Raw genomic sequence first — 12,680 nt, forward strand, 5'->3', positions numbered from 1 at the left:
CAAACAAGGCGGCCGCGCGCGCCTGTCACAGGCGTTACTGGCCCGAAACAAACGTAGGAGCGAGCGCAGCTCGCGATTGCGCCGCGCGGGCGGCGCTCGATCTCACAGGCGCTGAAGATGCTCCGGCTACCCTTGCCAGGAACCATAGAATCTCCCACAGGTACCGCAGGAGCAGGTTTGTTGTTTCAAAGCGCGTGGTCAATCAAGCTTTCGAGCACAGCAGAGCGACAGTCATGACTGTCACGCACATCACCATCATGGGCACAGCCTGCCAACAACAGGGTACTCACCCCAACCACACAGCGCCTGCCAGCGATTGGAATTTCATCATGCGACACGCTCCTGTTACCCCCACGAGAAACCGAGAACGTACTACCAGATAAGCCGCCTTTTTAATTGTCCTCGCGCCATCATACTCCCGAGTCTCACTCGGAAAAACTGACAGCTCAGAAGTGACTACGCCTCGGTGGCCGGGCGCTCCTTGTACAACTGAACCATGAAGGTGGTGCCATACACGGCATTGGAGGTCATGGAGATGTGCCCGCCGTGGGCGTGGGCAACTTCCTTGACAATGAACAGACCAAGGCCGATGGACCGCAGCCCTTCCTGGCGGTCGCTGCCGCGCGTCATTGGCTCGTACAAGGTGGGTATCACTGCTTCGGCGATGGCGGGGCCGTGGTTGTGCACGCTGATCAGCACGCTGTCCGCGAAACAGTCAGTGGTCACCGTAATCGGCTGGCGCAAGTCACCGTAGGCAACGCTATTGGCGACTAGGTTGCCGATCATTTGCTGCAGCCTGTCCTGATCCACTTCGAACATGGCCTGCCCGCGGGAAAGATGGCGAATACTGGCGTGGCAGAAGGTGATCCTCAGCTCGCTGACACATTGATCCACCACCCGCAACAGGTCGACTCGCTGACGCTTGATGCTGATGCCCTGGCCTAGCCTGACCGAGGCGAAATCCAGCAGGTCGACGATCATGCGCTGCGCGCGCTCGGCCGATGTGTTGATGCTGCCCAACAGGCGCCGGGCCCGCTCGCCCTGCGCATCACGCCCCAGCAGTTCGGTGGCCATCCGGATAGCGGTCATGGGGTTTTTCAAATCATGGCTGGCAACCGCCACCATCTGCTCGGCCAGTAGCGCACGCCGCTGGGCCTCGGCGTAGGCCAGCGCCAGGTCGTCCTGTGCGCGCTGCAGGGCATGCTCGGCGCTGATTTTTTGCGCCAGCAGTTCCTCGGCCCGTTGCATGGCCTGAAACACCGTGTGCTCGTTACGATCACGCTCGCTGGTACTGAACAAGGCCAGCTGAAAGCGAACCCCTTCAGCGGTTTCACGGCGCACGGCATTGAGCAGCATGGCCACCACGTGACCATCGCGGTGACGCAGGCCGACCTTCACCTCGGAAATCGAGCCCTGCAAGTTCAGCAAAGGCCCCCAGTGGGTAAGCTGGAAGGTACGGCCCACGGTGGTCAGCAACTGATCGAAACTGCGCTGTTTCAACTGCGCTACGTCATACCCCAGCCAGTTGCCAAAGGTGGCGTTGCAGCGCAGCAGTGTGCCGTCCGCCTCCATGACGACCAGGCCGCAAGGCGCATGCTCGAAGTAAGACGCGTCGAACATCACGGTCGGATCATTCACGGCCCAGCCCCAGGCGGGCGAAAAACCCGTCCATGGCCGCGGCGCAGGCGCTGGAGGCGCTGAGCTGCGGGTAATGGCCCATGTTGTCCACCAGTACAAGCTGGCTGCTGGGCATCACCCTTTCCAGGAACTCGCCCACGGCCACCGGAACTACCGGGTCCACTCTGCTTTGCAGGATCAGCGTCGGCACATTCAAGCCTTTCACATCCTCGCGGTGGTCGGACAAGAAGATCACGCGGGCGAAATGCCGGGCGATCTCTGCGTTGGTGCGACGGAAGCTGCTGGCCAACTCTTCCTGCATCGCGGGCTCACCCGACGCACCCATCAGCACAGGCGCCATGGTGCTGGACCAGCCAAGGTAATTCTCATCGATCATCGACAGCAGCTCCAGCACTTCCTTCTGACTGAAGCCGCCGTTGTAACCGTTCGAGTCGATGTAACAAGGCGACCCCCCGATCAACACCAGCCCCGCGATTCTGCCTGGCTGCCGTAGCTCGGCCAGCACACCGATCATGGCACTGACCGAATGCCCCGCAATAATGACCGGGCCCTGGCCGAAATCATCGATGATTGCGTTCAGGTCATCGGCATAGCCCAACAGGGTCGAGTATTTCGCTCTGTCGTAGGCAGCGAGATCGGACTGCCCAGCACCGACCAGGTCGTAGGTGATGACACGCATGTGTGGAATGAAATGCGGCGACAACGCCTTCCACATTGACTGGTCGCAGCCAAAACCGTGAGACAGAATCAGGGTAGCCGGGCCATCACCCTCGATATGTACATTGTTACGCTGCTGTACAGTCATACATATCCCGATTTCGGTCGACATTGCGCTGATAAAACCAACCAGTCCATGCTGCCTGAGAGCATAGTGGACTGCATATCAAGCTGCCTGTAGTGCTTGCTGAATGACATTGAGCGCGAAGCCAACCCACTTTCGAAGCCTTAAACCGGCACCATACAGGATGCAGATGGATAGTTCCGAAAAAACCATCGATCACGGAGCTTTTGTATGCCCTAGCGCTCGGTCAGGTGAACGCCGATAGCAAAAGCCGCCACGACCAGCACCACCTCGACCACGACATAAGCAACCAGGAATTCATCGGAAAACATGACAGGGTCTCTGAGACGCCGCAGCGCACAATGCGCTGTGGGAATGGCTCAGAGCCATCAACGCCGGCAAAAGTTCAGTCACGGTGCGGCGCTGCCCAGCAGGGGCTGGGGCGGCCGAAGCCGTGCACCGTTTTCGGGAAAAGGCTCGGCTGCGACAGGCAGGTTTTCGAACCGCATTTGCCCGGTTTGCGCACTAATCTGTGCGCTGTAATCGCCTATTCTCGCGCATACCAATCGAATAGTCTGGCGCCATCATATTCAAGGAGCCTGATGATGGCCGCTATGAAATTGCACTTTCTGTTCGACCCGCTCTGTGGTTGGTGCTATGCCAGCGCCGACACGCTGAGGCACCTGGCAGAGCGCTTCGCCGGTGAGCTGGAGATGCACCCTACAGGGCTTTTCGCAGGGCCAGGTGCACGGCAGATAAACGCTGAGTTTGCCCACTTCGCCCGGGCCAACGACTTGCGAATCGCTTCACTCACCGGCCAGCCTTTCAGCGAGTTATATTTCAAGCAGATTCTCGCTGGCCGCTCGCTGCGGTTCGACTCAATGCCGGTCAGCCGTGCGCTTACCCTGGCCCGAGGGTACGGCAAGGCGCTGGAGCCAAAGCTGTACGCGGCACTTCAAACAGCGCGCTACGTGGATGGCCTTGATACCTCGTCGCCCGACGTAGTGGCGGCCTGCACTGCCAACTTCCTGGGCCAGGAGGGTTTCACGGCCGATACGCAGGCACTGCTCGCGGCGCTTACCCAGCAAGAGCGACTGGCCAGCCAAACCTCGGCCCGCTTCACCGAAGCGCAGGCACTGATGCGCAAAGCGGGCGCAAATGGTGTGCCGCTGTTGCTGGTCGAGCTCGACCAGCGCATGCATGCCTTCAGCGGGCCAGACCTCTACAACCAGCCAGACCGCCTGATCGCTACGATCGAGCAGTTCAGGCAGGCTGCAGTCTGAAGCCGCCAAGCACGGTGTTTGCCGCCAGGCTGCACTAGAAGTTGGCGCCCACGCTGAACGGCAAAGTGCGCATCGGGTGATCAGTGCGACAGTGCAGGAGTCTTCCAGTACCCGCACCACTTCATCCACCGACAGCCGCGCATTGATCGGCACCTTGACCATCGTCGCCTTGTACAGCGCCACTTCCGCTTCGACCAGTTCCACGCGGTTGGCGGCAAGAATCGCCACATGCTCGCCAACGCCCACGCCAAGCGTACCCAGCGCTGATGCCAGGCGGTTGCTGCGCCGTTCCAACTGCGCGTAGGTCAGGCGCGTCTGGCTGACCGCCACGGCGATGTGGTCCGCCCACTAGCGGGCACTTCGGGTAATGATCGATCCAAGGTTCACGTTATTGTTCTCGTCGACAGAAAGACATCGACGATGCTAATCAGCTGTGCGCGCGCAGATGAAATACCAGATTCAGATGTGGGCCATGCCTTTATTGGCTGGCGTACCGCGAGTGGCCGCCGGCAGCTCGGTGATCGTCCGGGGGATTGCGGGCGCTCAGCTGTAATACTTCAAAGGAGGTGTCAGCGCTGATGAAGCGCTTTTGTCAGTAAAAAACAACGCCCCGCACAAGTCGGGGCGTGTAAGGCCGATCAGTGGGCTTTCACACAGCCTGACTAGCTCTGCTCCAGACGGGCTGATTTCTCCATAACGTCGTACGATCAAAGGTAAACCTGTATCGACGTGCAGAGCCGAGCACTGAATCACATCAGCGGTCAGAAATCGTCCGGTGGGCTCTTCTCGAACTTCCACTCTGTGTGTTTTCGAGCTTGGTTAAAACTCTTGCAGTTGAAAACGAATTCATTGCGATCAGAGTCTTTCGAAAGACTGGCGAGGATCTGATCATACGTGCTACCCGAACAATTCTTCTCGTTTGGGGCAGGTACTTTCTCATCCGCCTGTGCTGACAGGCTACACGCCATAACGATGGCTGCGGAAATTCCCACTATGTGTTTCATAACGTCCTCATTCATGACTCAGGGTAATCCGGTACCCTGACCTACCTAGGCACGAGTGACAGGAGGTCCTGAATCGCTCGCGCATTGCACAGTTTGCATGGGTTGCTGACCCCGGCAGCATCATAGCGGGTGGGGCGCCGACACTCCACCCCACTTCTCTGAGTGTCTTGGCAGGGGCAGCTTCAGGTCGGGAGCAGCCGATCACCATTGCCTTTCTCGGCCCAATGCGCACGCTTATGCCCGATGGCGGCATTACCGTTGGCTAGGTTGCCCATCATCACGATCAATGGCCTGAGATACGGGAGGCTGTTCGCAGCCCGCTACTCAGCCGCCTGCATCAGCTCCAGCGTAATGTTATCTGGCCCGGTCACATACACCACCAGCGTACCCTTGCGTGGGCCTGCGGGGATCGGTTGAGGCGTACCCCTGGCCTGCCAGCCCGCTTGCTCGATGCGACCGAGTACGGCGTGCATGTCTTGCACGCTCAATGCCAGATGCGCTGAGCCAATCGCAGATGCCGTAGGCGGAGTGACACCGTGGCGGGCACCCTGCGAATATTCCAGCAACTCCACTCGGCTGCCATCCGGCCCTTTCACTATCGCCGTTCGCACCTTCGGGTCGGCGGTGCCGGTTACATCGAGAATGAATGGTCCTCCCATTTCCGACTGGCGTTCGAGCGTGAAACCAAGCCCGATTGTCCAGAAGCGAATGGCTTCTTCCAGTGAGCTGACGGCGAAGCCAATATGATCGACGGCATAGACGCTGTGGTTGGAATTCATCAAGTCATCCTTCAAGGGGGACGGTCACGTCGGACCGGCATCAACCATGGCGGCCGATCCTCGCAGGTTTGGGGATCAGGTACCGCCCCCGTATAACTGCCGCCACACCTATGCGACAATACGCTCAATGTCTGGTCTCAACCCCACATTTATCGCCCAACAGCTCGGGCATGGCGTGCAGATGCTCTTATCGACTTGTGCGCGCTGGATTGACTCGTCCAACCACTGGTCAGAACTGGAAAAGCGCCAGACTGGTCCCAAATTGGTCCGCAGCTGCAAAGAAGCCACGTAAGTTATTGATAGGTAAGCTCCTTGATCTCCACCGCCAACATCACCATGCAGTTCGGCTCCAAGCCGCTGTTCGAAAACGTTTCTGTCAAATTCAACAACGGCAACCGCTACGGCCTGATCGGCGCCAACGGCTGCGGCAAGTCGACTTTCATGAAGATCCTCGGCGGTGACCTGGAGCCTTCGGGTGGCCAGGTCATGCTCGAACCCAACACCCGCCTGGGCAAGCTGCGCCAGGACCAGTTCGCCTACGAGGAATTCACCGTCATCGACACGGTGATCATGGGCCACGGCCAGCTGTGGAAGGTCAAGGCTGAGCGCGACCGTATCTACTCGCTACCGGAAATGTCCGAGGAAGACGGCATGGCCGTCGCCGAACTGGAAACCGAATTCGCCGAAATGGACGGCTACACCGCCGAGTCGCGCGCCGGCGAACTGCTGCTGGGCCTGGGTATTCCGCTGGAGCAGCACTTCGGCCCGATGAGCGAAGTGGCCCCTGGCTGGAAGCTGCGTGTGCTGCTGGCCCAGGCGCTGTTCTCGGACCCGGACGTGCTGCTGCTCGACGAACCGACCAACCACCTGGACATCAACACCATCCGCTGGCTCGAAACGGTCCTCACGGCGCGTAACAGCACCATGATCATCATTTCCCACGACCGCCACTTCCTCAACAGCGTGTGCACCCACATGGCTGACCTGGACTACGGCGAGCTGCGCCTGTTCCCGGGCAACTACGACGAGTACATGACGGCCGCCACCCAGTCGCGCGAGCAATTGTTGGCGGACAACGCCAAGAAGAAAGCCCAGATCGCCGAACTGCAGACCTTCGTCAGCCGCTTCTCGGCCAACGCTTCGAAAGCCAAGCAGGCCACTTCGCGCGCCAAGCAGATCGACAAGATCCAGCTGGCCGAGGTGAAACCGTCCAGCCGCGTCAGCCCGTTCATTCGCTTCGAACAAACCAAAAAGCTGCACCGCCAGGCCGTGGTCGTCGAGAAAATGGCCAAAGCTTTCGATGACAAGGTGCTGTTCAAGAACTTCGACCTTACCGTGGAAGCGGGTGAGCGCGTGGCGATCATCGGCCCCAACGGTATCGGCAAGACCACCCTGCTGCGCACCTTGGTCGGCGAAATGACCCCAGATGCCGGTTCGGTGAAGTGGACCGACAGCGCCGAAGTCGGCTACTACGCGCAAGACCACGCCCACGACTTCGAAGACGACATGACCCTGTTCGACTGGATGGGCCAGTGGACATCCGGCGAGCAGGTGATCCGCGGCACCCTGGGGCGCATGCTGTTCTCCAACGACGAGATCCTCAAGTCGGTGAAGGTGATTTCCGGTGGTGAACAAGGCCGCATGCTGTTCGGCAAGCTGATCCTGCAAAAGCCCAACGTGCTGGTGATGGACGAACCGACCAACCACCTGGACATGGAGTCGATCGAAGCACTCAACCTGGCGCTGGAAAACTACCCAGGCACCCTGCTGTTCGTCAGCCACGACCGCGAATTCGTTTCGTCGCTGGCTACCCGCATCATCGAGCTCTCGGCCGATGGCGTGGTGGACTTCAGCGGTACCTACGACGACTACCTGCGTAGCCAGGGTGTGTTGGTCTGATTGAGCGGTAAGGCCTGGCCGCCTTCGACGGCCAGGCCTTGCGCCACAGCGCAGGCCTCTCGACGAAAAATTCGTTAGCCTGCTTTCATTTCCTTCGCGCAACGGCCATGATGGATTCACGCCCAACCGCCCGCCCGCGAACGAGCCCATGACCGCGCAACAACCTGCTCCCCCCAGCGATAGCTTGCACATAACCCTGCAAATCCTGTCGATTGTCTTCTACACCTTCATTGCCTTCCTCTGCATCGGCCTGCCGATCGCTGTACTGCCCAGCCATGTGCACGATCAGCTGGGCTTTGGCGCCGTGATAGCGGGTGTGACCATCGCCTTGCAATACCTGGCCACCCTGCTCAGCCGGCCATTAGCCGGCAGGGTGGCCGATACCCTGGGCGGCAAGCGGGCAATAGGCTATGGCCTGCTGGGTATAGCCGGCTGCGGTGTGCTGACCCTGCTGTCCGCCTGGGCGCTGAACCTGCCAACCCTCAGCCTGGGCCTACTGCTTGCCGGGCGCCTGCTGCTGGGCATAGCCCAGGGGTTGATCGGCGTAGCGACCCTGAGCTGGGGAATCAGCCAGGTCGGCCCTGAACACACCGCCCGGGTCATTTCATGGAACGGCATCGCCTCTTATGGTGCCATCGCCATCGGCGCGCCGGTGGGGGTGCTGGCCGTAGACGGGCTGGGCTTCAGCGTGCTGGGCCCGGCGCTGCTGGGGTTGGCAGCCATTGCCCTGCTGGTGCTGCGCAAACGCCCCGACGTGGCGGTGACGCGCGGCGAGCGCCTGCCCTTCTGGTCGGCGTTCGGCCGGGTGGCGCCGTGTGGTGTTGGCCTGACCCTGGCTTCCATCGGGTACGGCACCCTGACCACCTTTGTCACCCTGTATTACCTTGAGCGTGGCTGGGCCGGCGCAGCCTGGTGCCTGAGCGCGTTTGGCGTGTGCTTCATCATCTCCCGGCTGCTGTTCGTCAACGCGGTCAACCGCTTTGGTGGCTACAACGTCGCGGTCGCCTGCATGGCCACCGAAGTGCTCGGACTTGGCCTGCTGTGGCTGGCGCCCTCACCACCGTGGGCGTTGCTGGGCGCCGGACTGACCGGCTTTGGGCTGTCGCTGGTGTACCCGGCACTGGGCGTCGAAGCCATCAGGCAGGTACCCAGCAGCAGCCGGGGTGCCGGGCTGAGCGCCTACGCGGTGTTCTTCGACATGGCCCTGGCCCTCGCCGGGCCGGTAATGGGGGCGGTTGCCGCGCACCTGGGCTATGCCTCGATCTTCTGCGTGGCCGCCCTGCTGGCACTGGCCGGCGTCGGGCTGACGCTGCTACTGGCGCGGCGTGGCCGTGGCCGCTGAGCGCTCGGCCAATTGCGGCGCCCCCAGCGCCTCGCTGAAGAACGCTGCGGTTTCACGTTGCAGTGAGTGGTGGATATGCCGACGGTCAACGCCTTCGGCATCCTTGCACAGCACCGGCATGCGCTGGTATTGCTCGGCATCGCAACGGGCCATGAACACGAAATGCCCGGCACCGGCCAACAGCCGGTAATCCGGTGTGACTGGCAGCTTGCGGGCCAGCGCTGCGGCGTTGCGGTCCACGGCCACCAACTGGTCGCTGTCGCCGCTGTAGATCAATGCCGGCACCTGCACCCCGGCCAGGGCATGCCGCCCGAACAGCAGGCTGAGCGGCGCCATCAACATCACCGCGCCGACACGCGGGTCGGCCTTGGGGCCAAGCTCACTGCGGTCGGCTATCAATATGCCGTGGGTCTTGCAGGCGTCGGCGTCGTTCGGGCGTTCCAGGCAGTACTGGCGCAAACGCTCCAGGTCCGGGTGCGCGCCAGACAAGATCAACGCCGTTTCACCACCCGCCGAGTAGCCGATCACACCCACCTTGCCGTCCGTCAGGTACGGGCCCACCACGCTGTCTGCGCGGGCCGCGGTGATCGCGGCGCTGAGCTGCAACGGCCGGCCATACAGATTGCTCAGGGTGCCCAGGCGGCTGTGGTCGCGGGTGTTGTCCCCGGGGTGGACCACCGCCACCACCACGAACCCTGCGCGCGCCAACGCCGTAGCCAGGTAATGCAACGCCAGCGGGCTGCCGGTATTGCCGTGCGACAGCACCAACAGCGGGAAGCGCCCCATGGCGATGGGGGCCTCTTCGGCCACGTCGAGCGGGTAGCCATCGATACGGCTACTGCGGGCCGGGCCCAGCGCTGGGTAGAACGCCAGCGCCTGCATGGGCCGGTTATCGACCGGGTCGGTCAGGGTCATGTGATGCAGGCCTGCTGCCCATTGCGCAGCCTCGGCATGGGCCAGCAGGCAGGCGCACAGCGCCAGCGTCAACACGCAACGGGGGAGAGTCATCGGCCAGCGGCTCCTTGCGTGGCAATGCGATAACCCAGCATAGGCCTGGCCCCGCAGGCGCCGCATGAAAACTGGATGAAACCGGCGTTATGCCAGGCCTGCACGCGCACCCTGCATTTGCACCTGGCGGCGAACCCGTGGCATAGATGACGGTCAACGGTTTTATCTGACCGCTTCAGCGCCCTTGAAGGAGTTTCATGCATGAGCAAATCTGCCTACGTGCCACCCAAGGTCTGGCGCCCTGACGCTGCATCCGGGGGCCAGTTCGCCAGCATCAACCGCCCCGTCGCCGGCCCTACCCATGACAAGGACCTGCCCAAGGGCAAGCAACCGCTGCAGCTGTATTCCCTGGCCACACCCAACGGCGTGAAGGTCACCATTGCCCTGGAAGAGCTGCTTCAACTCGGCCACGCTGGCGCGGAATACGATGCCTGGCTGATCCGCATCGGCGAAGGCGACCAGTTTTCCAGCGGCTTCGTTCACGTCAACCCCAACTCCAAGATCCCCGCGCTGCTCGACTGCAGCCAGGAACCACCGGTGCGAGTCTTCGAGTCCGGCTCGATCCTGTTGTACCTGGCAGAAAAGTTCGGCGCCCTGCTGCCGACAGCGCCTGCTGCGCGCACCGAGTGCCTGAACTGGCTGTTCTGGCAGATGGGAGCGGCGCCCTACCTGGGTGGCGGCTTCGGTCATTTCTATGTGTACGCGCCGGAGAAGTTCGAGTACGCCATCAACCGCTTCACCATGGAGGCCAAGCGTCAGCTCGATGTGCTTGACCGGCGCCTGGCCGAAAGCCGATACCTGGGCGGTGAGGCATACAGCATCGCCGATATTGCCGTATGGCCCTGGTACGGCCAGTTGGTACTGGGCAACCTGTACGGCGCAGCAGAGTTCCTGGCGGTGCACGAGTACCCGAACGTACAGCGCTGGGCCCAAGAGATTGCCCAGCGCAAGGCAGTGCAACGCGGCACCCGGGTGAACCGCACCTGGGGCGACGAAGCCAGCCAGGTGCCCGAACGGCATTCGGCTGCGGATCTGGACAACTGATACAACGCGCGCCGGAGGTGGCCCTGTGGTGATACAGGGCCGCCGCTGCCAATGCCTGCCGCGTACTCGGGCATGACAATGCCCACCTGCACAAAACCGTTTGCCCCTGCGCAAACCTGCGTCCGCGTAGCCCTTCTTGTACACTCCCCGCAATAGCCCCCACCTGTACATTGTTTGGTGAACGCATGATCGAGGTAACCGAGGTTTCCATTGCCGAGCTGCGCGACGCGCTCGAATCGGGCCGCACGACGGCGGTCGAGCTGGTCAAGGCCTACCTGGCCCGCATTGATGCCTACGACGGCGCCGACACGGCCACCGCCCTGAACGCCGTAGTGGTGCGCAACCCGCAGGCGCTGCAAGAAGCCGAGGCCTCCGATGCCCGCCGCGCCAAGGGCCAACTGCTGAGCCCGCTCGACGGCATTCCCTACACCGCCAAGGACAGCTACCTGGTCAAAGGCCTGACTGCGGCATCGGGCAGCCCGGCCTTCAAAGACCTGGTGGCCCAGCGCGACGCTTTCACCATCGAGCGCCTGCGCGCCGCCGGGGCCATATGCCTGGGCAAGACCAACATGCCGCCCATGGCCAACGGGGGGATGCAGCGCGGTGTGTATGGCCGCGCTGAAAGCCCGTACAACGCCCATTACCTGACCGCGCCGTTCGCCTCGGGCTCTTCCAACGGCGCCGGCACGGCTACCGCCGCCAGTTTCAGCGCTTTCGGCCTGGCCGAAGAAACCTGGTCCAGTGGCCGCGGCCCCGCCTCGAACAATGGCCTGTGCGCCTACACGCCCTCGCGTGGGGTGATTTCGGTGCGCGGCAACTGGCCGCTGACGCCGACCATGGACGTGGTGGTGCCCTATGCGCGCACCATGGCCGACCTGCTGGAGGTACTCGACGTGGTGGTCGCCGATGACCCCGACAAGCGTGGCGACCTGTGGCGCCTGCAGCCGTGGGTGCCGATCCCCGCGGCCTCCGCGGTGCGCCCGGCGTCGTACCTGGACCTGGCCACCGATGCCGGCGCCCTCAAGGGCAAACGCTTCGGCGTGCCGCGCATGTACATCAATGCCGACGACGCAGCCGGCACTTCGCAAAAGCCCGGTATCGGGGGCCCTACCGGCCAGCGCATCCACACCCGCGCCAGCGTTATCGCCTTGTGGCACCAGGCATGTCAGGCCCTGGAAGCGGCCGGCGCGCAAGTGGTGGACGTCGATTTCCCGCTGGTGTCCAACTGCGAAGGGGACCGCCCCGGCGCACCCACGGTGTACAACCGCGGCATCGTCAGCAAGGAATTCCTGCACGACGAGCTGTGGGAGCTGTCGGGCTGGGGCTTCGATGATTTCCTGCGCGCCAATGGCGACCCCAAGCTCAACCGTCTGGCGGATGTCGATGGGCCTCAGATTTTCCCGCACGACCCGGGCACCCTGCCCAACCGCGAAGACGACCTTGCAGCCGGCATGGACGAATACGTCAACATGGCCAAGCGTGGCTTGAAAACCTGGGACCAGATCGAGACCCTGCCCGATGGGCTGCGCGGCCTGGAGCGGACCCGCAAGCTGGACCTGGAAGACTGGATGGACGCCCAAGGCCTGGACGCCGTGCTGTTCCCCACCGTGGCCGATGTCGGCCCGGCCGATGCCGACGTCAACCCGGTATCGGCGGACATCGCCTGGAGCAACGGCGTATGGGTGGCCAATGGCAACCTGGCGATCCGCCACCTTGGCGTACCGACCGTGACCGTACCGATGGGCGTCATGGCCGACATCGGTATGCCGGTGGGCCTGACCTTCGCCGGGCGGGCCTACAGCGACAATGCCCTGCTGACCTTTGCGGCCGCCTTTGAAGCGACCGGTTCGCGCCGCATTGTGCCGCCGCGCACCCCCGCGCTGGGTTGACCCCCCCACGGCA

At 62.5% G+C, this 12,680-nt stretch carries 10 protein-coding genes and 2 pseudogenes; 6 read left to right on the forward strand and 6 right to left on the reverse strand.

From position 1 onward, the window contains the following. Window positions 1-456: 456 nt before the first annotated feature. Together EGJ22_RS02175 and EGJ22_RS02180 are read right to left on the reverse strand one after the other, a co-directional pair. The gene (locus EGJ22_RS02175; protein ID WP_029885783.1) at window positions 457-1,620 is read right to left on the reverse strand and encodes a PAS domain-containing sensor histidine kinase; all 1,164 of its coding nucleotides are present in this window, start codon (window positions 1,618-1,620) and stop codon (window positions 457-459) included. A 10-nt stretch (window positions 1,621-1,630) separates the two neighbouring features. Further along, window positions 1,631-2,443, reverse strand: a complete 813-nt coding sequence (locus tag EGJ22_RS02180; protein ID WP_029885782.1) for an alpha/beta fold hydrolase — start codon at window positions 2,441-2,443, stop codon at window positions 1,631-1,633. 581 nt (window positions 2,444-3,024) lie between these two features. Between EGJ22_RS02180 and EGJ22_RS26055 the strand changes: the two genes are divergently transcribed. After that, window positions 3,025-3,702, forward strand: coding sequence for a DsbA family protein (locus EGJ22_RS26055; protein ID WP_029885781.1), 678 nt, complete (start codon window positions 3,025-3,027; stop codon window positions 3,700-3,702). A gap of 71 nt (window positions 3,703-3,773) precedes the next feature. Here EGJ22_RS26055 and EGJ22_RS02185 read toward each other — a convergent pair. From EGJ22_RS02185 to EGJ22_RS02195, 3 genes and pseudogenes are all read right to left on the reverse strand, one after another. Next, window positions 3,774-4,038, reverse strand: a pseudogene (locus EGJ22_RS02185) (AMP-binding protein); the annotation flags it as partial. Between the two features lie 425 nt (window positions 4,039-4,463). Continuing rightward, a complete protein-coding gene (gene trbK, locus EGJ22_RS02190) occupies window positions 4,464-4,721 on the reverse strand; it encodes an entry exclusion lipoprotein TrbK (protein ID WP_305955439.1) in 258 nt (85 codons plus the stop codon). 305 nt (window positions 4,722-5,026) lie between these two features. Continuing rightward, window positions 5,027-5,485: a VOC family protein gene (locus EGJ22_RS02195; RefSeq protein WP_009686615.1), complete on the reverse strand. Its 459-nt coding sequence runs from the start codon at window positions 5,483-5,485 to the stop codon at window positions 5,027-5,029. A gap of 26 nt (window positions 5,486-5,511) precedes the next feature. Between EGJ22_RS02195 and EGJ22_RS26370 the strand changes: the two are divergent. The 3 genes and pseudogenes from EGJ22_RS26370 to EGJ22_RS02210 all read left to right on the forward strand — a co-directional run. Beyond that, window positions 5,512-5,777, forward strand: a pseudogene (locus tag EGJ22_RS26370) (site-specific integrase); the annotation flags it as partial. A 20-nt stretch (window positions 5,778-5,797) separates the two neighbouring features. Next, window positions 5,798-7,384 (forward strand): ABC-F family ATPase, encoded by a 1,587-nt coding sequence (locus EGJ22_RS02205; protein ID WP_029885780.1) that lies wholly within the window; start codon window positions 5,798-5,800, stop codon window positions 7,382-7,384. 148 nt (window positions 7,385-7,532) lie between these two features. After that, window positions 7,533-8,726: an MFS transporter gene (locus EGJ22_RS02210; protein WP_029885779.1), complete on the forward strand. Its 1,194-nt coding sequence runs from the start codon at window positions 7,533-7,535 to the stop codon at window positions 8,724-8,726. Here EGJ22_RS02210 and EGJ22_RS02215 read toward each other — a convergent pair. Beyond that, window positions 8,697-9,734 (reverse strand): dienelactone hydrolase, encoded by a 1,038-nt coding sequence (locus EGJ22_RS02215; RefSeq protein ID WP_029885778.1) that lies wholly within the window; start codon window positions 9,732-9,734, stop codon window positions 8,697-8,699. The genes EGJ22_RS02210 and EGJ22_RS02215 overlap by 30 nt on opposite strands. Window positions 9,735-9,935: 201 nt before the next feature. On the opposite strand from EGJ22_RS02215, the gene yghU reads away from it, so the two are divergent. Both yghU and EGJ22_RS02225 read left to right on the forward strand, forming a co-directional pair. Beyond that, a complete protein-coding gene (yghU, locus tag EGJ22_RS02220) occupies window positions 9,936-10,778 on the forward strand; it encodes a glutathione-dependent disulfide-bond oxidoreductase (protein WP_029885777.1) in 843 nt (280 codons plus the stop codon). A gap of 185 nt (window positions 10,779-10,963) precedes the next feature. Further along, on the forward strand, window positions 10,964-12,667 hold the full coding sequence (locus EGJ22_RS02225) for an amidase (RefSeq protein WP_029885776.1): 1,704 nt from the start codon (window positions 10,964-10,966) through the stop codon (window positions 12,665-12,667). Window positions 12,668-12,680: the final 13 nt, after the last annotated feature.

The organism is Pseudomonas sp. p99-361, assembly GCF_003935475.1.
Taxonomy (GTDB): Bacteria; Pseudomonadota; Gammaproteobacteria; order Pseudomonadales; family Pseudomonadaceae; genus Aquipseudomonas; species Aquipseudomonas juntendi.